20 protein-coding genes are annotated in these 23037 nt (G+C 55.8%); 5 read left to right on the forward strand and 15 right to left on the reverse strand.

All coding sequences use genetic code 11. From position 1 onward, the window contains the following. Positions 1-8 precede the first annotated feature (8 nt). Together A936_RS15480 and A936_RS15485 are read left to right on the forward strand one after the other, a co-directional pair. On the forward strand, positions 9-1646 hold the full coding sequence (locus tag A936_RS15480; protein ID WP_008459450.1) for an FGGY-family carbohydrate kinase: 1638 nt from the start codon (positions 9-11) through the stop codon (positions 1644-1646). Beyond that, complete coding sequence (locus tag A936_RS15485) at positions 1643-2242, forward strand: KpsF/GutQ family sugar-phosphate isomerase (protein WP_008459451.1); 600 nt, start codon at positions 1643-1645, stop codon at positions 2240-2242. Before A936_RS15480 ends, A936_RS15485 begins: the two co-directional genes overlap by 4 nt. Before the next feature lie 44 nt (positions 2243-2286). Here the strand turns inward: A936_RS15485 and glyA are convergent, their stop codons facing one another. Then, positions 2287-3540 (reverse strand): serine hydroxymethyltransferase, encoded by a 1254-nt coding sequence (gene glyA / locus A936_RS15490; protein ID WP_008459452.1) that lies wholly within the window; start codon positions 3538-3540, stop codon positions 2287-2289. A gap of 328 nt (positions 3541-3868) precedes the next feature. On the opposite strand from glyA, the gene hmpA reads away from it, so the two are divergent. Continuing rightward, positions 3869-5059 carry an NO-inducible flavohemoprotein gene (hmpA, locus tag A936_RS15495; protein ID WP_008459453.1) on the forward strand — a complete coding sequence of 397 codons (1191 nt, stop codon included), beginning with the start codon at positions 3869-3871 and terminating at the stop codon, positions 5057-5059. Positions 5060-5149: 90 nt separating this feature from the next. Here hmpA and glnB read toward each other — a convergent pair whose 3' ends face one another. The 5 genes from glnB to purL all read right to left on the reverse strand — a co-directional run bounded on the left by glnB (position 5150) and on the right by purL (position 13616). Next, positions 5150-5488 carry a nitrogen regulatory protein P-II gene (glnB, locus tag A936_RS15500; protein ID WP_002438074.1) on the reverse strand — a complete coding sequence of 113 codons (339 nt, stop codon included), beginning with the start codon at positions 5486-5488 and terminating at the stop codon, positions 5150-5152. A 66-nt stretch (positions 5489-5554) separates the two neighbouring features. Next, positions 5555-6892, reverse strand: a complete 1338-nt coding sequence (glrR, locus tag A936_RS15505) for a two-component system response regulator GlrR (RefSeq protein ID WP_008459460.1) — start codon at positions 6890-6892, stop codon at positions 5555-5557. Beyond that, a complete protein-coding gene (gene qseG, locus A936_RS15510; protein WP_237717588.1) occupies positions 6889-7638 on the reverse strand; it encodes a two-component system QseEF-associated lipoprotein QseG in 750 nt (249 codons plus the stop codon). Before qseG ends, glrR begins: the two co-directional genes overlap by 4 nt. Before the next feature lie 4 nt (positions 7639-7642). Then, positions 7643-9079 carry a sensor histidine kinase gene (locus tag A936_RS15515; RefSeq protein WP_008459462.1) on the reverse strand — a complete coding sequence of 479 codons (1437 nt, stop codon included), beginning with the start codon at positions 9077-9079 and terminating at the stop codon, positions 7643-7645. Positions 9080-9728: 649 nt separating this feature from the next. Next, positions 9729-13616: a phosphoribosylformylglycinamidine synthase gene (gene purL, locus A936_RS15520; RefSeq protein WP_034809533.1), complete on the reverse strand. Its 3888-nt coding sequence runs from the start codon at positions 13614-13616 to the stop codon at positions 9729-9731. 248 nt (positions 13617-13864) lie between these two features. Between purL and mltF the strand changes: the two genes are divergently transcribed. Further along, the gene (mltF, locus tag A936_RS15525; RefSeq protein ID WP_008459464.1) at positions 13865-15415 is read left to right on the forward strand and encodes a membrane-bound lytic murein transglycosylase MltF; all 1551 of its coding nucleotides are present in this window, start codon (positions 13865-13867) and stop codon (positions 15413-15415) included. Here mltF and tadA read toward each other — a convergent pair. Both tadA and yfhb read right to left on the reverse strand, forming a co-directional pair. Beyond that, positions 15306-15776: a tRNA adenosine(34) deaminase TadA gene (gene tadA, locus A936_RS22905; RefSeq protein ID WP_286175196.1), complete on the reverse strand. Its 471-nt coding sequence runs from the start codon at positions 15774-15776 to the stop codon at positions 15306-15308. The genes mltF and tadA overlap by 110 nt on opposite strands. A gap of 96 nt (positions 15777-15872) precedes the next feature. Further along, positions 15873-16511, reverse strand: a complete 639-nt coding sequence (gene yfhb / locus A936_RS15535) for a phosphatidylglycerophosphatase C (RefSeq protein ID WP_008459466.1) — start codon at positions 16509-16511, stop codon at positions 15873-15875. Positions 16512-16718: 207 nt separating this feature from the next. Here yfhb and A936_RS15540 point away from each other — a divergent pair, with 207 nt between their 5' ends. Continuing rightward, positions 16719-17567, forward strand: a complete 849-nt coding sequence (locus A936_RS15540) for a MurR/RpiR family transcriptional regulator (RefSeq protein ID WP_008459467.1) — start codon at positions 16719-16721, stop codon at positions 17565-17567. Here the strand turns inward: A936_RS15540 and A936_RS15545 are convergent. The 7 genes from A936_RS15545 to A936_RS15575 form a co-directional block, all read right to left on the reverse strand. After that, positions 17564-18121: a recombinase family protein gene (locus tag A936_RS15545; RefSeq protein ID WP_008459468.1), complete on the reverse strand. Its 558-nt coding sequence runs from the start codon at positions 18119-18121 to the stop codon at positions 17564-17566. The two genes, A936_RS15540 and A936_RS15545, sit on opposite strands and share 4 nt — an antisense overlap. Before the next feature lie 589 nt (positions 18122-18710). Beyond that, complete coding sequence (locus tag A936_RS15550; RefSeq protein WP_008459469.1) at positions 18711-19310, reverse strand: tail fiber assembly protein; 600 nt, start codon at positions 19308-19310, stop codon at positions 18711-18713. Continuing rightward, the gene (locus A936_RS15555) at positions 19310-20095 is read right to left on the reverse strand and encodes a tail fiber protein (RefSeq protein WP_008459470.1); all 786 of its coding nucleotides are present in this window, start codon (positions 20093-20095) and stop codon (positions 19310-19312) included. The genes A936_RS15550 and A936_RS15555 overlap by 1 nt, the downstream gene beginning before the upstream one ends. Further along, complete coding sequence (locus tag A936_RS15560) at positions 20095-20775, reverse strand: DUF2612 domain-containing protein (RefSeq protein WP_008459471.1); 681 nt, start codon at positions 20773-20775, stop codon at positions 20095-20097. The genes A936_RS15555 and A936_RS15560 overlap by 1 nt, the downstream gene beginning before the upstream one ends. Then, the gene (locus A936_RS15565) at positions 20772-21971 is read right to left on the reverse strand and encodes a baseplate J/gp47 family protein (RefSeq protein WP_008459472.1); all 1200 of its coding nucleotides are present in this window, start codon (positions 21969-21971) and stop codon (positions 20772-20774) included. Before A936_RS15565 ends, A936_RS15560 begins: the two co-directional genes overlap by 4 nt. Next, a complete protein-coding gene (locus tag A936_RS15570) occupies positions 21972-22322 on the reverse strand; it encodes a contractile injection system sheath initiator (RefSeq protein ID WP_008459473.1) in 351 nt (116 codons plus the stop codon). It abuts the gene before it with no gap. Continuing rightward, positions 22319-23002, reverse strand: coding sequence for a Gp138 family membrane-puncturing spike protein (locus A936_RS15575; protein ID WP_008459474.1), 684 nt, complete (start codon positions 23000-23002; stop codon positions 22319-22321). The genes A936_RS15570 and A936_RS15575 overlap by 4 nt, the downstream gene beginning before the upstream one ends. Between the last annotated feature and the right edge of the window lie 35 nt (positions 23003-23037).

The raw sequence follows: 23037 nt of genomic DNA on the forward strand, positions 1-23037 counted from the left end.
GAATCATTATGGCGAGTTACTTCATTGGGGTGGATGTAGGGACGGGAAGCGCCCGCGCGGGCGTCTTTGACCTGAATGGCAGAATGGTAGGCGAGGCAAGCCGGGCGATTGAGATTTACCGCCCACAGGCGGACTTCGTTGAGCAATCCTCGGACAATATCTGGCAGGCGGTTTGCAACGCGGTGCGGGATGCGGTTAACCAGGCCGACATTAATCCGATTCAGGTAAAAGGGCTGGGATTCGACGCCACCTGTTCCCTGGTGGTACTGGATAAAGAAGGTAAGCCGCTGACCATCAGCCCTTCAGGGCGCAGCGAACAGAACATCATTGTGTGGATGGATCACCGCGCCATTACCCAGGCCGACAGAATTAATGCCCTGCACCACCGCGTGCTGGACTACGTGGGCGGGATTATTTCCCCGGAAATGCAAACGCCAAAATTGCTCTGGCTTAAACAGCACATGCCGAATACCTGGTCTAATGCCGGTTACTATTTTGACCTCCCGGACTTCCTGACCTGGCGCGCCACCGGGGATGATACCCGCTCGCTCTGCTCCACCGTCTGCAAATGGACCTACATGGGCCACGAAGACAAATGGGACAGCAGCTACTTCCGCCAGATTGGGCTGGAAGATCTTCTGGAGCACGATGCGGAAAAAATTGGCCGCTATGTAAAAACCATGGGGGAGCCACTGGGCCACGGCCTGACGCAGCGCGCCGCAAGCGAGATGGGGCTGATTGCCGGCACCGCCGTCAGCGTCTCGATTATTGACGCCCATGCCGGCACGCTCGGTACGCTCGGCGCCTGCGGCGTTTCGGGCGAAGTGGCAGACTTCGACCGCCGCGTGGCGCTCATCGGCGGCACCTCTACCGGGCATATGGCCATTTCAAAAGAAGCTCGTTTTATTAATGGCGTTTGGGGGCCTTACTACTCCGCCGTGCTGCCGGGCTACTGGCTCAACGAAGGCGGCCAGTCGGCCACCGGAGCGCTTATCGACCATATTATTCAGTCTCATCCGTGCTATGAGACGCTGCTTGCCCAGGCGAAGACTCAGGGGCAAACCATTTACGAACTGCTGAACGCTCTGCTGCGTAAAATGGCCGGGGAGCCGGAAAACATCGCCTTCTTAACGAAGGATATGCACATCCTGCCCTACTTCCACGGCAACCGTTCGCCGCGCGCCAACCCGACGCTAACCGGCGTTATCAGCGGGCTGAAGCTTTCCCGCACGCCGGAAGATATGGCGCTGCAGTACCTGGCGACGATTCAGGCTATCGCACTCGGTACCCGCCATATTATCGAAACCATGAACCACAGCGGCTACACCATCGACACCATCATGGCGAGCGGTGGCGGCACTAAAAACCCTATCTTCGTTCAGGAGCACGCCAACGCCACCGGCTGCGCGATGTTGTTGCCGGAAGAGAGCGAGGCGATGCTGCTGGGCAGCGCGATGATGGGCACGGTGGCGGCGGGCGTGTTTGATTCCTTCCCGGAAGCGATGTCGGTCATGAGCCGCATTGGCAAAACGGTCACGCCGCAGACCAACCGCATCAAGCAGTACTACGACCGCAAATACAAAGTGTTCCATGAGATGTATCTCGACCACATGAAATACCGCCAGCTGATGCAGGAGGAAGCATGAGTCATTCATGGCAGCAGGCCGTCAGCGCTTGGGCAACCTGCAGCCGCGAGCTTGCCGCGCTGGAACAGCATTTAAGCGAGCCGCAGTGGCTCGCCTTGCTGGCCGAACTGAGAAACTGTAAAGGCAAGATTGTGGTCACCGGCGTCGGTACTTCGGGCATCGCCGCGAGGAAAATTGCCCATATGCTGGCCTGCGTCGAACACCCGGCCATTTATCTCAGCGCGACGGACGCGGCACATGGCGATCTGGGTTTTCTCCGTGCGGACGATCTGATGATCATGCTTTCCCGGGGCGGGAATTCCGATGAGCTGACGCGGCTGCTGCCGGGCCTGGCGGCCAGAAACGTCCCGCTCATTAGCGTCACCGAGAACCCGGATTCGGCCATCGCCCAGGCAGCAAGGCTGGTGATTTCTACCGGCGTGAAGCAGGAAATGGATCCGCTGAATATGCTGGCGACCACGTCGATAATTCTGGCGCTGGCGATTTTTGATGCCGCCTGCGCCTGCCTGATGAGCGAGAGCGGGTATTCGAAGGAGACGCTGCTCGCCGTTCATCCCGGCGGGGATGTCGGGCTGACGCTAAGCCAGAAGCAATAAAAAAGGCTCCCGATTGGGAGCCTTTCAACTTTTCAGCTTAACGATTATGCGTAAACCGGGAAGCGAGCACAGATATCCAGCACTTTACCTTTGACGCGCTCAATAACCGCTTCATCATTGATGTTGTCCAGAACGTCACACATCCAGCCAGCCAGCTCTTTCACTTCCGCTTCTTTAAAGCCGCGGCGAGTAACAGCCGGAGAACCGATACGGATACCGGAGGTCACGAACGGGCTCTTCGGATCGTTTGGTACGCTGTTTTTGTTCACGGTGATGTTGGCGCGGCCCAGGGCAGCGTCAGCTTCTTTACCGGTCAGGTTTTTATTAACCAGATCCAGCAGGAACAGGTGGTTTTCAGTCCCGCCGGAAACCACTTTGTAGCCACGGTTCAGGAACACTTCCACCATCGCTTTGGCATTTTTCGCAACCTGCTGCTGGTAAACCTTGAACTCAGGCTCCATCGCTTCTTTCAGCGCCACAGCCTTGGCCGCGATAACGTGCATCAGCGGGCCGCCCTGCGCGCTTGGGAATACGGCAGAGTTCAGTTTCTTGTAGAGATCTTCGTCGCCGCCCTTCGCCAGGATCAGGCCACCGCGTGGACCCGCCAGGGTTTTGTGGGTGGTGGTGGTGACAACGTGTGCGTGTGGCACCGGGTTCGGGTAAACGTCTGCGGCAATCAGGCCCGCAACGTGCGCCATGTCAACGAACAGGTAAGCGCCGATGCTGTCTGCGATTTCGCGCATCTTAGCCCAGTCAACCACGCCGGAGTAGGCAGAGAAGCCGCCGATGATCATCTTCGGCTTGTGCTCTTTAGCCTGCTTCGCCATGTCTTCGTAGTCAATTTTACCTGACTCATCAATACCGTAAGGAATGATGTTGTACAGCTTACCGGAGAAGTTAACCGGGGAGCCGTGAGTCAGGTGGCCGCCCTGCGCCAGGTTCATGCCCAGCACGGTATCGCCCGGCTGCAGCAGCGCGGTGTATACCGCAAAGTTAGCCTGGGAACCGGAGTGTGGCTGCACGTTCGCATAGTCTGCGCCAAACAGCTCTTTTGCACGGTCGATAGCCAGCTGCTCGACGATGTCCACGTACTCGCAACCGCCGTAGTAGCGCTTGCCTGGGTAACCTTCAGCATATTTGTTTGTCAGCTGAGAACCCTGAGCCTGCATCACGCGCGGGCTGGTGTAGTTTTCGGAGGCGATCAGTTCAATGTGCTCTTCCTGACGTACTTTCTCTTGCTCCATGGCCTGCCACAGTTCGGCATCATAATCGGCAATGTTCATTTCACGCTTTAACATTCGCATCTCCTGACTCAGCTAACGGTAAAAATTTTACTGCAATGAGGGGGCCCATTTGGGCGACGGGCAACAGTGTAAACCGAAACCCTTTCGGGTGATAGGGCTTGACAGAGGTTTTTACGCAAACGATTACCCAGGCATGAAATAAGGCTTCAACGCAATAAACCCTGCATCTCTTTGCCGGATATTTCTTCATCAATACTATGCGTATTTTTCACGTTCTGTGAGCTCAGTCGTTAACAACGATAACCCATTTACAACATAAGGCCATTTCTATAAGATGCATTTAAAATGCAATTTATACACTACGCTGTTTATGGAGACCGCCATGCTAGACGCACAAACCATCGCCGTTGTTAAGTCGACCATCCCTCTGCTGGCCGCGACAGGGCCTAAACTTACCGCCCACTTTTATGAGCGCATGTTCAGCCACAACCCTGAGCTGAAAGAGATCTTTAACATGAGCAACCAGCGCAACGGTGACCAGCGTGAAGCGCTGTTCAACGCCATTTGCGCCTATGCTTCCAACATCGAAAATCTGGCCGCCCTGCTGCCCGCGGTAGAGAAAATCGCCCAGAAACACACTACCTTCCAGATTAAACCGGAGCAGTACAACATTGTGGGCGGCCATCTGCTGGCCACGTTAGACGAGCTGTTCAGCCCGGGGCAGGAAGTGCTGGACGCATGGGGAAAAGCCTACGGCGTTCTGGCGCAGGTCTTTATTAACCGTGAATCAGAAATTTACCAGGATAACGCCGCTAAGCAGGGTGGCTGGGAAGGCACGCGTCCCTTCACTATCGTAGAGAAAAAAGAGCAAAGCTCACTGATCTCCAGCTTCGAACTTGCCCCGTTAGACGGCGGCCCGGTGGCAGATTATCAGCCGGGGCAATACCTCGGCGTCTGGCTGAAACCTGTTGGTTTCCCGCATCAGGAAATTCGTCAGTACTCTTTGACCCGCCAGCCGAACGGGAAAAGTTACCGCATTGCCGTGAAGCGTGAAGAGAAAGGTATGGTCTCAAACTGGCTGCACAATCATGCTCAGGCGGGGGATCGGGTGCATCTGGCTTCACCGGCAGGCGACTTCTTTATGGACGTAAAATCCGACACGCCGGTGACGCTGATTTCCGCAGGCGTCGGCCAGACGCCGATGCTCTCGATGCTGGACACGCTGGCGAACGGCGGTCATCAGGCACAGGTCAACTGGCTGCACGCCGCCGAGCACGGGGATGTGCATGCGTTTAGCGAAGAAGTGGCAGGGCTTGGCGCTCAGTTGCCGAAATTTGAAAGCCACGTCTGGTACCGTGGACCCTCCGCAGAGGATCGTGCTCAGGCGCGCTTTGACCGTGAAGGACTGATGAATCTGCTGGAAATCGAAGGGAAGTTAAGCGATCCGGCGATGCAGTTCTATCTCTGCGGCCCGATCAACTTTATGCGTTTTGCGGCGGAACAGCTGGTGAAGATTGGCGTGAATAAAGACAGCATTCACTATGAGTGCTTTGGCCCGCACAAGGTGATGTAGTTTAGTACGGATGCCCCTCACCCCGGCCTCTCCCCAAAGGGGCGAGGGCGTAAAAGGCAATGTTCGCCTGGGTGAGGGGAAAAATCTAAATCAAATCGCCGCGTCGTCTTCTTCGCCGGTACGAATACGCACCACGCGCGCCACATCAAACACGAAAATCTTACCGTCACCGATCTTGCCGGTCTGGGCCGTGCGGATAATGGTGTCCACGCAGGTATCAACGATATCGTCGGTCACCACAATTTCAATTTTTACTTTTGGCAGAAAGTCCACCATGTACTCGGCACCGCGGTACAGCTCGGTATGCCCTTTCTGACGGCCAAAACCTTTGACTTCCGTCACCGTCATGCCGGTAATGCCCACTTCAGCCAGCGCTTCGCGCACATCATCCAGTTTGAAAGGTTTAATAATCGCATCAATTTTTTTCATGGTATTACCGGTGTCCCCGCGCGGCGTTTTGTACTGTTAGTAATCGGTTGCTCACACTACCACAGCCTACTCTTTAAAGTCATTGGCCTCGAGTTCATGCCTGGCCAGTAATTTATAGAATTCGGTTCGGTTACGCCCCGCCATGCGTGCGGCATGGGTGACATTTCCTTTGGTAATTTGCAGCAGCTTACGCAGATAGTTTAGTTCGAACTGGTTACGGGCTTCGACAAATGTCGGCAAGGCGGTGTTTTCGCCTTCCAGCGCCTGCTCCACCAGCGCTTCGCCAATCACCGGGGCTGAGGTCAGCGCCACGCACTGCTCAATCACGTTCACTAGCTGACGTACGTTGCCAGGCCAGCTTGCGGTCATCAACCGCTTCATGGCGTCGGTGGAGAAACTCCGAACGAAAGGTTTGTGCCTGTCGGCGGACTGGCGTAACAAATGATTCGCCAGCAGCGGAATATCTTCGGCACGTTCATGCAACGCAGGAATTTTCAGGTTCACAACGTTGAGGCGGTAGAAGAGGTCTTCACGAAACTCCCCGCGCTCCATCGCTTTCGGCAAGTCCCGGTGCGTGGCGGAGATAATCCGCACGTCGATGTCCAGATCGCGGTTGCTGCCCAGCGGGCGAACTTTTCGCTCCTGCAAAACGCGCAGCAGCTTAACCTGCAGCGGGATAGGCATATCGCCGATCTCATCCAGAAATAGCGTTCCACCTTCTGCCGCCTGGAACAGGCCTTCGCGGCTGCTCACCGCCCCGGTAAAGGCTCCGCGAGCGTGGCCGAACAGCTCTGACTCAAGCAACTGTTCAGGCAGCGCGCCACAGTTGATAGCGATAAACGCTTTTTTGCTGCGCGGGCTGGCGTTGTGTATCGCCTGGGCCAGAATCTCTTTCCCGGTGCCGCTTTGGCCGTTAATCAACACGCTGACGTCCGACTGCGCCACCATGCGTGCCTGCTCGAGTAAACGCTGCATAATCGGGCTGCGGGTCACAATGGTGTCGCGCCACATGTCATCGCCAGCGATGACGGTATGCTCAAGCGCGTTGTCGATGGCCTGATAAAGTGCGTCTCTGTCCACCGGTTTGGTGAGGAAACTGAATACACCCTGCTGGGTCGCCGCCACCGCGTCAGGAATTGAACCGTGCGCAGTCAGGATGATCACCGGCATCCCCGGCTGGCCTTTTTGGATCTCCGCGAACAGCGCCATGCCGTCCATTTCGTCCATCCTGAGATCGCTTATCACCAGGTCGATTTTTTCCCGTGCCAGGACTTTCAGCCCCTCAGCCCCGCTTTCAGCCGTGGTGACCGTATAGCCCTCGCTCGACAGGCGCATTCCCAGCAGCTTTAACAGGCCGGGATCATCATCCACTAATAGTAAGCGCGCGGGTTTCCTTTGCGTCATGGTTTTGCCTCCGGCTGCGATTTGTTTGAAGCGCCGCTATCGTCGTCGTCATTGTCATCCGTGCTGTGCGTGCCGGGCACCAGATTGCTTCCCGGCTTGCGGCTGGAAAGCTGACGCTCAATGTCGGTCAGATTTTCCAGCTTGCGCGTAGTGAGATCGAGCTGGCTGCGAAGGCGCTGCTGCTGCTCCCGCAGCGTATCCAGCTCGCCGTCGGTTGACTGCTGCAGCTTGCTGTAGCGCGTGCGCTCATCCGAGAGTTTAAGCTGAGACTGTTGCCCGTCGCGCCAAATCTCAAACAGAGAACGTACCTGCACAGGCACTTCACTGGTCATGGTCTCGAGCTGGGTCATGTAGCGGCGGCGCTCGGTCGGGGTAATTTTAGCCGTAGACAGCAAAATGCCGCGCTTAAACGTGTCCTGCCAGGTTTCTGCTGGCCACTGGCGGGCTTCCGCGCGGGCTTCTGCCGGTGACAGGCGCTGGGCGCAATCCATACCGCGAAGCCAGTAAAGCGGGTTACTGCTGACGTCATGCCCCGTGAGATCCCATATTTCGGTGCAGTCCGTGGACAGGTAATCAGGGATTTGTTGTTCTGGAATATGCGGTTTGTGGGCCTCATCCAGGCTGCTGGACACCCTTGCGGGGGCGCAGCCTGTCAACAGCGTCGCGCCAACCAGCGCCCCAGATACCCAGCAAATCAGGCGAGTCAAAGACCCGCGGCGCGGTTCACGCAATAAAAGTACTTTCATCGTTTTAATCATTCTCAGGGAAAACCGGTAATTCGATACGGAAGCACACTTCCGCGCTGTTAGCGTTGATCAGGCTAAGTTTTCCGTGCATACGTCGAATGCAATCCCTGGCGATACTTAACCCCAGCCCACTTCCCTTTACGGAGCCCTTCCGCTGGTGGCTACCCTGGAAGAAAGGCTCAAAAATCATCTCTTGTTCCGTGGCCGGAATCGGCTCGCCGGTATTCGCGACCTCAATGTACAGTATCGCGCCCACCTGCAAACTCCGGAGATAAATGGTACCGGATTCACTGCCATAGTGCACCGCATTGGAGTAGAGATTATCCAGTACGCTCATCAGCAGCGTCGCCTCTGCGAGGCAGGCTTTTGGGCTCAATTGAATGTCGGTATGCATCATTTTAGCCCTCGCCGGCAGACTGTGGGCAGAGATAACCATCTCCACAATCGGGGCCAGTTCGACCCTTTCCAGCGTTACCGTTCCGTCCGCCAGCTTGCGGTTATAGTCCAGCAGTTGTTCAATCAGCTTTTGCAGGTGGCGGCTGCTGTTGTCCAGAATAGCGACGACCTCTTTTTGGTCGGCATTGAGCGGCCCGGCAACCTGGTCAGCAAGCAGTTCAGTCCCCTCTCTCATACTGGCGAGCGGCGTTTTTAATTCATGGGAAAGATGGCGGAGGAACTCGTGGCGCTGAGATTCAAGCCAGGACAGGCGTTCGCTTAACCAGACAATGCGCTGCCCAACGGAACGCAGCTCACGCGGCCCTTTAAAGACCTCGCTGTTGCCGAGCAAACGCCCTTCCCCCAGCCGGTTAATCATCCGTTCGATGCCTTTAACCGGGCCGATAATCATGCGGGTGAAGATGATGACCAGCCCCAGGCTGAGCAGAAACAGCACCAAGGCCTGCCAGCCGAAGAACTGGCCTCGCTCAGCAATTTCCTGCTGCAGCTGCTGTCCACGAGAGAACACCACCGCCCGCGTGGCCTGCACCATTTCTGCATTGGTTGAGGCGAATTGTTCCAGTTGGTTTGCCGCAGGCGCTTCCGGCCCGCTGTTTTTACATTTGAGTTCAGCCAGATCGCTCAAAGACTGGCTGAGTGATTGGTAGAGTTTCGGATCGGGTAATACGGAGGCGTGGGCTTCAAGCATTTGAGCATAGCGCTGACGCTGCCCCTGATACAGCTGGGCAAGGCGTGAGTCATCGAGCACGCAATATTGACGGTAGCTCCGCTCCATTTCCAATGCGACATTAGTCATCGCTTCACTGCGGCGGGCATCGGTCAACGTGGTGCGGTTGGTCAACGCGGCCTGAGCGCTCAAGGCGTTAAGGCTTTGCCACGCCTGCCACGCAAGCACCAGCAGCGGTACGAGCACCAATAAAAAGGCCATCATGACAAGCTGGCGCAAAGATCGAGGGAAAAAATGCCACTGGTTCAATAGCTTCATCTCACATTACCTGTATGACACGATGCTAGCCGCGATTGCGCGTGGTGGAAAGGTGCGATTCCCGGAAACAACAAAGGCAGGGTCAAAAACCCTGCCTTTGTTTAGGAATTAGGCGGCGCCTTACTCAACGTTTCGCCCGGAGCATGATAAGCCGAAAGGCATTTATCAAAAATCGGACGGCAGGCACCTTTTTGTGCGTCATTCGGCGGTTTATGTAGTCTGTCTGAAAAGACGCTGACATAAGAGATTGAATGAGCCACTGAGCGTTATTAAGCAGATATCATGCCAACTTTACAAGTTTAAATTTAACTCATTGTTTTAAATATAATTAAGAAGGAATGCAGGAGGATATATTGTGCGTATTTTTTGTTCTCTATGTCGCCATTTCACAACACTCTTTAACCCGCTCAATCACATCATTAAAAATCAATGAGTTAAATGTCTCTTTTTAACGACACTTTAAAAGTGAAGGTGTCGGGGTTTAGTGACAAAAAAAGCCCCTCACCCTGGCCCTCTCCCCAAAGGGGAGAGGGCACTGGATCGGAGCCTGTCTGCTGTTTTCCCACCCTCTAAAAGCCAGGGGACTGGATCGGAGCCTGCCTGCTGTTTTCCCCCTCTCCCTTTAGGGAGAGGGTCGGGGTGAGGGTAATCAGCCCAGTTGCTTACGTGCGTTGCGGAAAATACGCATCCACGGGCTGTCTTCGCCCCACTCTGCCGGGTGCCAGGAATTACTCACGGTACGGAACACACGCTCAGGGTGCGGCATCATGATGGTCACGCGCCCGCTTTCGTTGCTCACCGCGGTGATGCCGTTTGGCGAACCGTTCGGGTTAGCCGGGTAGGTCTCGGTCACGTTCGCGAAGTTATCCACGAAGCGCAGCGCCACCAGCCCTTTGCTTTCAAGCGCGGCGAGATGAGCGACATCACGCACTTCCACACGACCTTCGCCGTGAGAAACCGCGATAGGCATATGGGAACCGGCCATGCCCTGCAGCAGCAGCGACGGGCTGGAGGTCACCTCAACCAGGCTGAAGCGCGCTTCAAAGCGATCGGACTGGTTACGCACGAAGCGCGGCCACAAATCACTGCCTGGGATCAGCTCACGCAGGTTAGACATCATCTGGCAGCCATTACAAACGCCAAGCGCCAACGTTTCCGGGCGATGGAAGAAGGTTTCAAACTCATCGCGCACGCGAGCGTTGAACAGGATGGACTTCGCCCAACCTTCACCCGCGCCCAGCACGTCACCATAAGAGAAGCCGCCGCACGCCACCAGCGTATGGAAGCTTTCCAGCCCGGTACGGCCCGCCAGCAGGTCGCTCATATGCACGTCGATGGCGTCAAAGCCCGCACGGTGGAAGGCGGCCGCCATCTCAACGTGGGAGTTAACGCCCTGCTCACGCAGGATGGCCACTTTAGGACGAGCGCCCGTCGCGATAAACGGCGCAGCAATATCTTCTTTGATATCGAAGCTCAGCTTCACGTTCAGGCCAGGATCGTTATCGTTCGCCTTGGCGTTGTGCTCTTCATCCGCGCAGTCTGGGTTGTCACGCAGACGCTGCATCTGCCAGGTAGTTTCTGCCCACCACATACGCAGCGTGGTTCGGCTTTCGCTGAACACAGCGTGCCCGTTAGCGCTAATAGTGAAGCGATCGCCTTCGACAGCTTTACCGAGGTAATGCGCGCAGTCAGCCAGGCCATGCTTAGCCAGCAGCGCCTCAACGGCTGCACGATCCTCAGCGCGAACCTGGATCACGCCACCCAGCTCTTCGTTAAACAATGCGGCCAGGCGATCGTTACCGAGACCGGCGATATCAACTTCAACGCCGCAGTGGCCGGTAAAGGCCATTTCCGCCAGCGTCACCAACAGCCCACCGTCGGAACGGTCGTGCCAGGCCAGCAGTTTGCGATCCGCCACCAGTGTCTGCATTGCGTCCCAGAAACCTTTCAGTTGCTCAACGCTGCGAACGTCCGCAGGCTTGTCGCCCAGTTGGCGGTAAACCTGGGACAGCGCGGTCGCGCCCAGCGCGTTATGGCCTTTGCCTAAATCGATCAGCAGCAGGGCGTTGTCTTCGGTGCTCAGCTGCGGCGTCACGGTGCCACGCACGTCTTCCACGCGGGCAAACGCGGTGATCACCAGCGACAACGGAGAGGTCATCTCGCGCTGCTCGTTACCTTCCTGCCAGCGGGTTTTCATCGACATGGAGTCTTTACCCACCGGGATGGTGATCCCGAGAGCCGGGCAAAGTTCTTCGCCAACGGCCTTCACCGCTTCATACAGGCCGGCATCTTCGCCAGGGTGACCGGCTGCGGCCATCCAGTTTGCGGAGAGTTTAATGCGCTTCAGGGAGCCAATTTGGGTCGCGGCGATGTTCGTTAAGGCTTCGCCCACGGCCAGACGACCGGATGCCGCGAAGTCCAGCAGGGCCACCGGCGCACGTTCACCGATAGACATCGCTTCGCCGTAGTAGCTGTCCAGGCTGGCGGTAGTCACCGCGCAGTTGGCGACTGGGATCTGCCACGGGCCAACCATCTGATCGCGGGACACCATGCCGGTTACCGTGCGGTCACCGATGGTCACGAGGAAGGTTTTTTCAGCCACGGTCGGCAAATGCAGAACGCGTTTCACCGCATCGGCAATAGAAATTTCGCTGCTGTTGAAGGCATCGCCTTTGGCTTTCAGCGTCTCAACGTTACGCTCCATCTTCGGCGTTTTGCCCAGCAGCACGTCCAGCGGCATGTCGATAGGCTGGTTATCAAAGTGGCTGTCGTTGAGCGTCAGATGCTGTTCGGTGGTGGCTTCACCAATCACCGCATACGGCGCACGCTCGCGGCGGCAAAGTTCATCAAACAGCGGCAGCTGCTCTGGCGCAACGGCCAGCACATAGCGCTCCTGAGATTCGTTACACCAGACTTCGAGCGGACTCATGCCCGGTTCGTCGTTAAGAATATCGCGCAGCTCGAAGCGGCCACCGCGTCCGCCATCGCTGACCAGCTCAGGCATGGCGTTAGACAGGCCACCCGCGCCAACATCGTGGATAAACAGGATTGGATTGTCGTCGCCCATCTGCCAGCAGCGGTCGATCACTTCCTGGCAGCGGCGCTCCATTTCAGGGTTGTCGCGCTGCACGGAAGCAAAATCTAAATCCGCATCGGACTGGCCGGAAGCCATTGACGAAGCCGCCCCGCCGCCCAGGCCGATGTTCATTGCCGGGCCGCCCAGCACAATCAGCTTCGCGCCAGGGGTGATTTCGCCCTTCTGGACGTGGTCGGCGCGGATGTTGCCGATCCCGCCCGCAAGCATGATAGGTTTGTGGTAACCGCGCAGCTCCACGCCGTTGTGGCTGTTCACCTGCTCTTCATAGGTACGGAAGTAGCCGGTCAGCGCCGGGCGGCCAAATTCGTTGTTAAACGCCGCCCCGCCCAGAGGGCCTTCGGTCATGATATCCAGCGCGGTAACGATGCGGTCTGGCTTGCCGAAATCCTGCTCCCACGGCTGTTCAAAGCCCGGAATACGCAGGTTAGACACGGAGAAGCCCACCAGGCCTGCTTTTGGCTTCGCGCCACGCCCGGTCGCGCCTTCGTCGCGGATTTCACCGCCTGAGCCGGTTGCCGCGCCCGGCCACGGAGAGATAGCGGTCGGGTGGTTGTGGGTTTCAACCTTCATCAGGATATGCGCGTCTTCCTGATGGAAGTCATAGCGCCCTGCTTCACGGTCGGCGAAGAAGCGGCCGACGGCGGAACCTTCCATCACCGCCGCGTTGTCTTTATAGGCAGACAGCACGTAATCCGGCGTTTTCTCGAAGGTGTTTTTGATCATTTTGAACAGCGACTTCGGCTGCTTCTGCCCGTCAATAATCCAGTCGGCGTTAAAGATCTTATGGCGGCAGTGCTCGGAGTTCGCCTGAGCAAACATATACAGTTCAATGTCGTTCGGGTTGCGGCCAAGCTTGTTGAACGCATCCTGCAGGTAGTCGATTTCGTCTTCCGCCAGCGCGAGGCCAAGGCGAATGTTCGCTTCCACCAGCGCATCGCGCCCTTTCCCGAGCAGATCAACGCTCTGCACCGGGGCCGGCTGCTGCTGGGTAAACAGCTGCTGTGCATCGTTCAGAGAGGTAAACACGCTCTCCATCATGCGGTCGTGCAGCAGAGCGGCAACGTCCTGCAACTGCTCAGCGGTCAGCGTGCTGCCGGTAACATACCAGGCCACACCGCGCTCAAGGCGTTTAATCTGCGGCAGGTCACAGTTGTGGGCGATATCGGTAGCTTTTGAAGACCAGGGGGAGATGGTGCCAGGGCGCGGAGTCACCAACAGCAGGGTGCCTTCCGGCGCATGCTCTGCGAGGGTTGGACCATATTTCAACAGCCGCTGCAGGCGGGCAAGCTCGTCAGCGTTCAGCGGCGCCTCAAGGTCGGCAAAATGAACATACTCGGCATAAATATCGCTTACCGGGAGGTGAGCATCGTTGAAACGGGCCAGGAGTTTGTTAATACGAAATGCCGAAAGAGCAGGCGAACCACGCAGAATTTCCATCATTAAAGATCTCTCGTCTTCAGGGCGAAGGGGGGAAAACGGGCGTCATTATAGAGAATCCTCCGCCGCGACGAAACCGTTTGCGTAGAAATAACAGCAGAAGTTTTTATTGCACGAAAAGTAAACGATATATTCTTAAAAGTTGCTTACTGGCGTTTTCTTACGCAAAATGCGCCTCATTCACTCACGGGGTTCAGACAAATCATGGTTATTGTTGGCTAAGGCTCATCCTGCTGCAGAATGTTATCTATTTGAAAAGAATAAAGATTAATTATCTGCTTATCGGTATCGTCACCTTGTTGCTGGCAGTGGCTTTATGGCCCTCCATTCCAGGTTTCAATCAGGCCGAAAACCGTATCGCCGCGATCAAAGCGCGGGGGGTTTTGCGCGTCAGTACCATTTCATCGCCGCTGACCTGGACGATGATTAACGGCAAGGCAACGGGCCTCGATTACGAACTCGCTAAACAGTTTGCAGACTACCTGGGCGTGAAGCTGTTAGTGGTCGTGCGGCCAAACATTAACGAGCTGTTTGATGACCTGGACAACGACAATGCCGACCTGCTCGCCGCCGGCCTGGTGTATAACTCTCGCCGCAGCAGCGACTACCTGGCGGGCCCAACTTATTATTCCGTTTCGCAGCAGATGGTCTATCGCGTGGGTAGCCCGCGCCCCAAATCTCTCGGCGGCGTCAAGCCATCGCAGCTGGTGCTCTCTTCTGGCCAGGCGGTGGTGAGCGATCTGCAAAAGCTAAAAGACGCTCAGTACCCCGACCTGAGCTGGAGCATTGACGCCAAACAAACCAGCAACCAGCTCTTGCAGCAGGTGATTGACGGCAATATCGCGTTTACCATCTCAGACTCCATCGCCATCAGTCTTTTCCAGCGCGTGCATCCCCAACTGGCCGTTGCCCTGGACGTCACGGATGAACAACCGGTCACCTGGTTCTCTAAACGCGATGGCGACGACAGCATGAGCGCCGCGCTGCTCGATTTCTATAATAAGATCAGCAGCGACGGTACGCTGGCAAGGGTTGAGGAGAAATACCTGGGCCATATTGGCGATTTTGATTACGTCGATACCCGAACCTTCCTGAACGCGGTGGATGCCGTTTTGCCGGAACTCCAGCCGCTGTTTGAAAAGTACTCCGACGACATTGACTGGCCGCTGCTGGCTGCCATTTCCTATCAGGAATCCCACTGGGATACTCACGCGACTTCGCCGACGGGCGTGCGCGGGTTAATGATGTTGACAAAAAATACGGCCCAAAGTCTCGGCATCACCGACAGGCTGGATGCCGAACAGAGCATCAGCGGCGGCAGCCGGTATCTGAAAGATATGATGAGCAAGGTCCCGGCCACGGTACCGGAGTACGAGCGTATCTGGTTCGCGCTGGCGGCCTATAACATGGGCTATGCCCACATGCTGGATGCCCGTCAGCTAACGGCCAAACAGAAAGGCAACCCGGACAGCTGGGCCGATGTGAAAACACGCCTGCCGTTGCTGAGCCTGAAGCCTTATTACAGCAAAACAACCTATGGATATGCTCGTGGACACGAGGCTTACGCGTATGTAGAAAACATCCGCAAGTATCAGCTAAGTCTGGAAGGGTATTTGCAGGAGAAACAGAAGAAGGCGATCCAGGCAGATAAATTTGCCGAGGCTTACCCTGCGGTTGCCCCGGTGGAGCTGACTAGTCCGTCTTACGGGCCTTTTCCTTTAGGGCCTTTTTCTCCAGGCGACGAGCACGAAAAAAATCGCTCAGCATGGCTGAGCACTCTGTCGCGAGCACCCCTTCACTGACCTGCACCTGATGGTTCATGCCGGGGTGGCCGAGCACGTCCATCAGCGAGCCTATCGCCCCGGTTTTAGCGTCACGCGCCCCAAACACTAAATGGCCAATGCGGCTATGCACCATCGCCCCCGCGCACATGACGCAAGGTTCGAGCGTGACATAGAGCGTGGTATCCAGCAGACGGTAATTTTGCAGTACCAGACCGCCCTGACGCAGCGCCATGATCTCCGCGTGAGCCGTAGGATCGTGGCGACCTATAGGGCGATTCCAGCCTTCACCTATGACCTGATTATTGTGTACCAGCACCGCACCGACGGGCACTTCGCCTTCATCCCAGGCTCGTTGAGCGAGGGTCAGGGCGTGGCGCATCCAGTGTTCATGGGTAAATTCTGTGTCTGACACAATGCTCTCCGCGGCAAAAGTGGGCGGCGCATTATACACACCGCTTAACGGATTCAAAACGCCTCACTTAAGCTGCTGCAGTTCCCCCTGAGGCGTGACGCGCCAGCGGTGCTCGCAGAAATAGAGTAAGGGATTATCCTGATGGCTGTCGCTGTAGCCGCTGTAAAGCCGCAGCGGCGCGCCAAGATGCTGCTCCAGCTGAACCACTTTCTCATGGCCCAGACAGCGCAGGGTCAATATCCAGCCGCCGTGAGCCCGTGCAATCTGGCTGGCAATCACTTTGACCTCCGGCAGCCACGGCGTATCAAAATAGACTTTTTCCACCAGCGGCTGCGGTGAACCGGTAATCAACCAGACGTCGGCATCCGGGCTGTGCAGATAATCCGTGAGGCGCTGCTGGACGACGGGAAATGCCCTCACCTTCTGCCGGAACCAGGCGACAAACTCGCTTTGTAGCCGCTGAAGCCGGGCCTCGCTGCGCCCAAACGTGATGCCCCATAACAGCAGGCTCATCGGCTGGCGGGCCGCGCTGCCTTTGATCAGCATCATGCCGCCAATCAGCGGCAACAAGATAATAACCAACGGCACGTTCAGCGGCAGGCGGCGCAGGAGATAAAACAGGAAGCTGCCGAACATGTCCTGCTGATGCAGGGTGCCATCCAGGTCAAAAAAGACGACGCGGCGCGGGTGATGGGGTGTCAATTCAGGCTCCTTTTAGACTCGCGTTGACGAAACAACGCCAGCTAAAGCCTAACAGATAGCCCCGCGATTTTCCGCGCGCCTTGCTGGCTGGCAGGTTGAACACAACAGAATATTTAATTCGGCAACATTGCTCTATAATGGAATTTATAATTCGCTCAAATGCTTACCAGAGCAAGTCGTTATCAGAAGTGCCGCCCCGGAGGTGAAATGAACTGTTTACTGCGCATTCGAAGCCGTTACGCCATGCTGGCCCAGAGTGACCGCAAGCTGGCCGACTTTTTGCTCGCTGAGCCCGATCGCGCACGCCACCTCAGTTCACAGCAGCTGGCGGAAGAAGCCGGTGTCAGCCAGTCCAGCGTCGTAAAATTCGCGCAGAAACTGGGGTTCAAAGGCTTCCCGGCAATGAAACTGGCGATCAGCGAAGCGCTGGCGAGCGGTCAAAATCCTAACTCTGTCCCGGTTCATAACCAAATTTTAGGTGACGATCCGCTGAGGCTTGTTGGGGAAAAATTGATTAAAGAGAATATCGCGGCGATGCACGCCACGCTGGATATTAATGCGGAAGATAAATTGCTGGCGAGCGTTTCGCTGCTGCGCAATGCGCGGCGCGTGCTGCTCGTGGGAATAGGCGCCTCTGGCCTGGTGGCGAAGAATTTCTCGTGGAAGTTGATGAAGATTGGTATTCACGCCGTCGCCGAGCAGGATATGCATGCCCTGCTGGCAACCGTGCAGGCGATGACGCCGGAAGACGTGCTCCTCGCTATTTCTTACTCGGGCGAGCGCCGTGAGATCAATCTGGCCGCCGATGAAGCGCTGAACGCTGGCGCGAAAATCCTCGCGATTACCGGCTTCACGCCTAACGCCCTGCAGCAGCGCGCCAGCCTGTGCCTGTATACCATTGCGGAAGAACAGGCCACGCGCAGCGCCGCAATTTCCTCTACCAGCGCCCAGATGATGTTGACCGATCTGCTATTTATGGCGCTGGTGCAGCAGGACCTGGAAAACGCGCCGGAGCGGATCCGCCAGAGCGAGGCGCTGGTGAAGAAGCTGGTTTAGGATTTCGCATTTGCCGGAAATTTTTTATACAGCGTAGAGACGCCGACATCGTAAATAATCGCCACCTGCTGCCTTGTTTCTCCGGCAGCAATTAGCCTCCCGGCCTGTGCCCATTGCGTTGCCGACAGTTTAGGCCGACGCCCGCCAATTCGCCCTTCAGCTCTGGCCGCCGCCAGCCCAGCGCGGGTTCTTTCGACGATAAGCTCGCGTTCCATCTCGGCCAAAGCGCCCATCACGTGAAAGAAAAATCGCCCCATCGGCGTGGAGGTATCAATGCTGTCCGTCAGGCTACGGAAGTTAATCCCGCGCGTACGCAGTTCCTCAATCAGCGAAACAAGGTGGCGCATGCTGCGCCCAAGCCGGTCCAGCTTCCAGACAACAAGCGTATCGCCTTCACTCAGCGTTCTGAGCACTTTTTTTAACCCTGGCCTGTCCGCCGTTTTACCGCTGATTTTATCCTCAAAAATCAGCTCACATCCTGCACACTCCAGCGCATTTTTCTGCAGCGCAGTATTTTGGTCATTTGTTGACACCCTGACATAGCCTACCAGCATGACGTTTTGCCTCACAAAAGGCTGAGAGCATGCCACGGCGCGGCAGGATGTGCATTTTCTTAAAGGTTGGTTTGGGGAATGCGAAGTTTGTCACTAGCCGGGGGAGCAACGTTAATGGCGATTGGACTATCTGGTCAGATGGTTCTATTGAGCTGAGTGGCTATAATTCCACTATTGTCGATGGTCTTGCGACCGTTATTTTTCCTATAACCTTACCCAAAGTGGCTATGAATATATCCACGGCTGAACATTTGAGTTTCGACCTCGGGTCATCAGTTCAGCAACTGCATGTTTCTATGGTTGTAGACAACACAATAACAACTAGCGGATTTAAAGCTCGTTGTCAATTTATAAGTGGCGGCCCATCAGGATATGGTTTTTCCTGGCGAGTTCACTGCCCATCCAATTAATGAAGGGATCACTATGCGTTACTTCAATTCTACTACAATGACTGAAGCTTTACCTGGTATACATGATATTACAGGTGCGGTTTCGCTGTCGGATGATAATTGGTTCTTTACGTCATCATCTATGCCCCAAGGAAAGATGCTCGCAGTTAATGAAAACGGCGAGCCCATATTAATTGATGCTACTGACTCGGAGCGATAGGCCATTTGATATCTGGCGCGGTGGAGGTATCTATCGCCTTCGCCGCTTTGATATATTCCATCCAGACGATTAATTTCTCTTTATCAGTATCGCTGATAATACCCAGGGTGAGTTCTGTTCTCCAGTCAGCAGTGATATTATTTGCTTCACTTAACAAGGTTTGCCGTTTTAGTTCTGCATCAGAAATATCGTCTTTTTTCTTTGCGTCAATGTCCGTCACCCATTTTTCGCCATCCCATTTATCATAGGCTGTTGCAGGGGCGATTGTCGTTGTGTCTGATGGATAACCCCCCAGCTTTGAAATAGTGATTTTTTCACCATCAAGCGTACTATAAACCGTTTCCCCCCTGTTGTCGGGGATATATTCCCAAGCCGTAAGATTGGCATTTCGGCAAATGGCAAAACCTTTTTTACTTTCACCCGGCTGTTCAACACATGAGTATGCAGGTATTCCAACACCTAAAGGAATATATTCAACGGATGAAAAAATTAATTCTCTGGTTTTCTCATCATAGCTATAAATAATAATGTCACCTGCAACCAGAGATATTTGTTCATTATTTAATTTAGCCTCATTCATTATGCTGCCCTTACAATATAGTTAAAGACGATGTTGCACGGCGCTGTTTCATTGTCACCTTCAGGAGTTATATAAAGCCCGCTTTTCCCCGCGGCTGCATAATAACTTAACGCAGAACTTTTTCGGAAAGCTTCATGCACAGCAGGAACCTCTCCCCCATCACCATTACCAAATAACAATGAATGTGTATGTGACCTAAATTTATCTGATGCGAATGATAAAAGGTTTCTCCCTGGATCAATATTTCTCCCATCATCAAACCCTCTAATAAAAATCCCACGTAAATCAGGCAATACAAGCGCGGGATATACCTGTGCAAGTTTTGGATATTGAGCCGCTGAAAACGCTGCGCCATTGCATTTCAACCATCCTGCCGGCGCTACAGACAACGCCCACGGAACAGGCACACCAACCGGCAAAGCCGATCCTTCCCCCAAACCAAGGTTTGCGAGAGCCGAAGAAATCGCGGCGGCACCGTCGGCCTTAATATCCGCAAACGGATTCTGGCGGCTGAGATATTGGTTACCAAAACCTGAAGTAAGCTTCGCCAGGAAGGCGGTGATATCACCGTCGTCCAGCACGTCCTGCCCGCTTTTATCGCTCACGAACTGGGCCAGCGCGGCGGCAATAAATGACGTCTGGCGCAGCGCTTTGTTCACCTGAGCGCTGCTGGCTTTACCGCCGGCAAAGCCGCTTAACAGCGCGGGCAAATTTTCCCATTCATTTTGCGGCGTGACGTTGGCGTCAGGCCTGGTTGCAAAAGGTTTAAACTGATTTGTAGCCATTAAAGTTTCCTCTCCCATGCGCCGTCGTCAAAACCGGCGATATAGTGATTGTTGATATCAAACCCAAAGAATTTGCCACCCTGCGACGGCGCTTCTACCGAAGGCGTCTGAATGTCTCCGGCCCAAACGCCGGCGGCTTTCACCGTCAGGTAGCCCTGTTTGATGGCTGCGAGAAGCTCGAGGGACACGTCAGCAATGTCCGTTTCCGGCAGCACCCAGATAGAAATGGTCATGTCCTGGTTGTCGACGATTTGCATTCGCAGCCCCGCGCCTGCCGTGGCGGCGTCCAGAATCGCGGGCAGCGTGTCGTTCTGCCCGTCCCAGTTGTTCATCGCGATTTTTGCCTTGAGGATGATGCGGTAGGTTTCATCGCTCAGTGAGGTGTAGCCTGCATCGGGATCGTAAGGCCCCTGCCACACGCCCTGGTCGTAACCCAGCCCGTCGGTGTCCCAGCTAAAATAGACGCCGGAAATCGGCTGGCTAACGATGCGGCTTCGCCCAATCCACTGCCCCAGCGCATCAAGCTGAACCCCAACCGCAGTGTCGATATCAAACGCATCGATCAGGCTTTCGGTGGTCATTGCGGTCTCAGTGAAAGGACGGGTACTCAGATCCACGTGGGCAAAAAACAGGGGTTTACTGGCGTGGTAGCTGGTGATGCGCCCGGTATATTTACTCATGAGCTCACCGTGATATTGATGTTGTCCACGCTGCAGGAGGCAGCTTCGCTGTAGCCGATATTGACGTTAGCCGCCGCGACCGCAGAGGTAGATTTACCGATCAGCAAGTCGGAGATGTCGTAATAACGCGCTTTCCCGCCGCTGACTACGCCCAGGTTGGCCGGTGAGTAAATGCGGCTCAGCAGCACGCTGTCGCCAATCCCCAGCCCGTTGATATAGTCGGCAATCGCCTGCTTCATCTGCTCGCCGATTTGCGACGTATAGCCGGTGAACACTTTCAGCACGATGTCGACGTAAATCGGCACATTGCCGGACCGAGAGAAAGCAATGCTGTGGGGATTGCCGTAGAGATCGGGCACCACAATGGACGTCGAGCCAAAGGTGGCGACGCCCTGGCCTTTTTTGCCCCTGATCGTCTGAGCAATTTCCGTCACATCCCCGCCGTCCACAATCGCAGCGATGGCATGCGGAGGCAGGCCATTGGCGTTGATAGCACCGGTATCATTTTCGTAGAGCTTATGCCGGGTAACGCCTGCTATATTGGCAATTGCTCCCTCGACCGCCTCGAACGGCGTGAGCGCAGGCAAGGCAACGCTCTGCGACTGCCGGATGCGTAATTCGGCATCGGTTTCCGCAGCAACACCTGACGTAGCGGCCTGAGGGTTCGTGACCGCAGTCCAGCCACGCGTTGGAGTGCCCATGATGGTGATGGACCCCGCAGGTGCCGCCATTACGCCACTGCTGGCGCAGGTTGCGGTGGCGATTACCGATCCATCAACACCAATCGACACTCCCTCAGGCAAAAACCACGTCACGCCGCTGTCATCTCTGACAGAGCCGCGAGTTATGGTCGTACCGGGGATGCCCGTTAGCAGTAGATCGACCGTCGAGAAGGTCGCTGCTCGCCTGACAATACCGTTGATCTTAACGTTGCTAGATAACGCCCGCCCCATTGCCGTCACAGGCGAAAAGCTGTTGTAAGAAGCAATCGCCGCATTGTTAGCGTCATGAATGGCCAGCGCCACCAGCGAGATGAGCTGCCCGTCTTTGCTGTCCGGCTCCAGGTACGCATCGGTGCCGTAGATTTGCCTGAACGCATCCATCAAAGTCCCTAACAGGCTTTGATAATCAGGCGCGGTTATCCCCTGGGCCGTTACCGTTGCCGATAACCCCAGCGTTTCAGAATTGAGGGCCATTTATGCCTCGCTGTTTAAAGTGGTAGGACCGTAAACGGTGTCGATGGTGGCGGTGAAGGTTACGGTGCGTTTTTCAGTGCGCGCGGCGGTGACATCCAGCACGGACTTAACGCCCATGGTCTGGCTGGCGCGGTCAATCAGCATTAATACCCAGGTGTCATCCTGCTGTTTGCCAAGAACGGACTGGCGGTAAGGTGTGCCGGTCCGGTTATCCAGAAACCACTCACCCTGCCATAGCTTGAGCCGGGTACTCACCGCCTGAGCCACGCACTCCGGCGAGTTTTCCAGGAAGGTGTTTTCTCCCTGACCAAAGGTGTAATCTCCGTCGCTGCTCTCTCTGCGGTATTTCATACCGGACCTCCCGTGTTCGCACCGCCGGACTGCACGCCGCCGTGGCGGTGCTTCGTCAGGCTTATCCCGCTGGCAGTAACATCTCCGCTCACGGTCACGTTGCCTTTGATATTGACCTCACCGGTAAGGTCAATGCTGGCCGCCGTCGCGGTAAGTTTTCCCGGCGTAGCGAGCATGATGCTGTGGCTGCTAGGATCCAGCTCAACAAAGGCTTTGCCGTCTTCGCTGCGTAGCTGAACCGCCGAAGTGCTGATGCCGCTGATTTTTTTCGCCTGTGACTGAGGGCCAGGCAGCACGAAGGCATCCGACAACGAGTGCTGACGGGCATCGACCGGCTCCTGAATGCCTCCGCTTTGCCACCAAAAGTCGATGGCGCGATCGGCGAAAATAACCAGGCATTCGTCTCCCGCTTTAAGCGGAAACGTCAGCGAGCACCCTCCGCCATGCGGGAAAACAACCGGCACATCCACCAGCAGCGGATAGGCGACTGAAGCAATTGTGCCATCGCGGCTCGCCTTCGCGCCCCGGATAGCCGGTGCCACTTCACAGGTCACTGATAGCGGATCAAAAGACTGAATGATGCCGGGTAACGCGACCCGAAGATCGTTGCTTAATGCGGCCCGGCTGGACGCAAGCGTATCGGCCAGCTCACCGCTGAGAGCCGAAGTCGTCAGAGCCATGATTCCTCCAGGGATAAAAAAACCCGCAAAGGCGG

Origin of the sequence: Enterobacter sp. Ag1, from assembly GCA_000277545.1 — a bacterium.
Classification (GTDB): domain Bacteria; phylum Pseudomonadota; class Gammaproteobacteria; order Enterobacterales; family Enterobacteriaceae; genus Cedecea.

Excerpts from the sequence above, each read along its gene's own strand:
- A936_RS15550 (WP_008459469.1), bottom strand. The coding sequence starts at position 19,310 with ATGAATGAGGCTAAATTAAATAATGAACAAATATCTCTGGTTGCAGGT.
- qseG (WP_237717588.1), bottom strand. The coding sequence starts at position 7,638 with ATGAAAGTACTTTTATTGCGTGAACCGCGCCGCGGGTCTTTGACTCGC.
- purL (WP_034809533.1), bottom strand. The coding sequence starts at position 13,616 with ATGATGGAAATTCTGCGTGGTTCGCCTGCTCTTTCGGCATTTCGTATT.
- A936_RS15485 (WP_008459451.1), top strand. The coding sequence starts at position 1,643 with ATGAGTCATTCATGGCAGCAGGCCGTCAGCGCTTGGGCAACCTGCAGC.
- A936_RS15545 (WP_008459468.1), bottom strand. The coding sequence starts at position 18,121 with ATGCTGGTAGGCTATGTCAGGGTGTCAACAAATGACCAAAATACTGCG.
- A936_RS15515 (WP_008459462.1), bottom strand. The coding sequence starts at position 9,079 with ATGAAGCTATTGAACCAGTGGCATTTTTTCCCTCGATCTTTGCGCCAG.
- A936_RS15560 (WP_008459471.1), bottom strand. The coding sequence starts at position 20,775 with ATGAGTAAATATACCGGGCGCATCACCAGCTACCACGCCAGTAAACCC.
- hmpA (WP_008459453.1), top strand. The coding sequence starts at position 3,869 with ATGCTAGACGCACAAACCATCGCCGTTGTTAAGTCGACCATCCCTCTG.
- tadA (WP_286175196.1), bottom strand. The coding sequence starts at position 15,776 with ATGCGCCACGCCCTGACCCTCGCTCAACGAGCCTGGGATGAAGGCGAA.
- glnB (WP_002438074.1), bottom strand. The coding sequence starts at position 5,488 with ATGAAAAAAATTGATGCGATTATTAAACCTTTCAAACTGGATGATGTG.
- glrR (WP_008459460.1), bottom strand. The coding sequence starts at position 6,892 with ATGACGCAAAGGAAACCCGCGCGCTTACTATTAGTGGATGATGATCCC.
- A936_RS15555 (WP_008459470.1), bottom strand. The coding sequence starts at position 20,095 with ATGGCTACAAATCAGTTTAAACCTTTTGCAACCAGGCCTGACGCCAAC.
- A936_RS15480 (WP_008459450.1), top strand. The coding sequence starts at position 9 with ATGGCGAGTTACTTCATTGGGGTGGATGTAGGGACGGGAAGCGCCCGC.
- A936_RS15565 (WP_008459472.1), bottom strand. The coding sequence starts at position 21,971 with ATGGCCCTCAATTCTGAAACGCTGGGGTTATCGGCAACGGTAACGGCC.
- glyA (WP_008459452.1), bottom strand. The coding sequence starts at position 3,540 with ATGTTAAAGCGTGAAATGAACATTGCCGATTATGATGCCGAACTGTGG.
- A936_RS15570 (WP_008459473.1), bottom strand. The coding sequence starts at position 22,322 with ATGAAATACCGCAGAGAGAGCAGCGACGGAGATTACACCTTTGGTCAG.
- A936_RS15540 (WP_008459467.1), top strand. The coding sequence starts at position 16,719 with ATGAACTGTTTACTGCGCATTCGAAGCCGTTACGCCATGCTGGCCCAG.
- A936_RS15575 (WP_008459474.1), bottom strand. The coding sequence starts at position 23,002 with ATGGCTCTGACGACTTCGGCTCTCAGCGGTGAGCTGGCCGATACGCTT.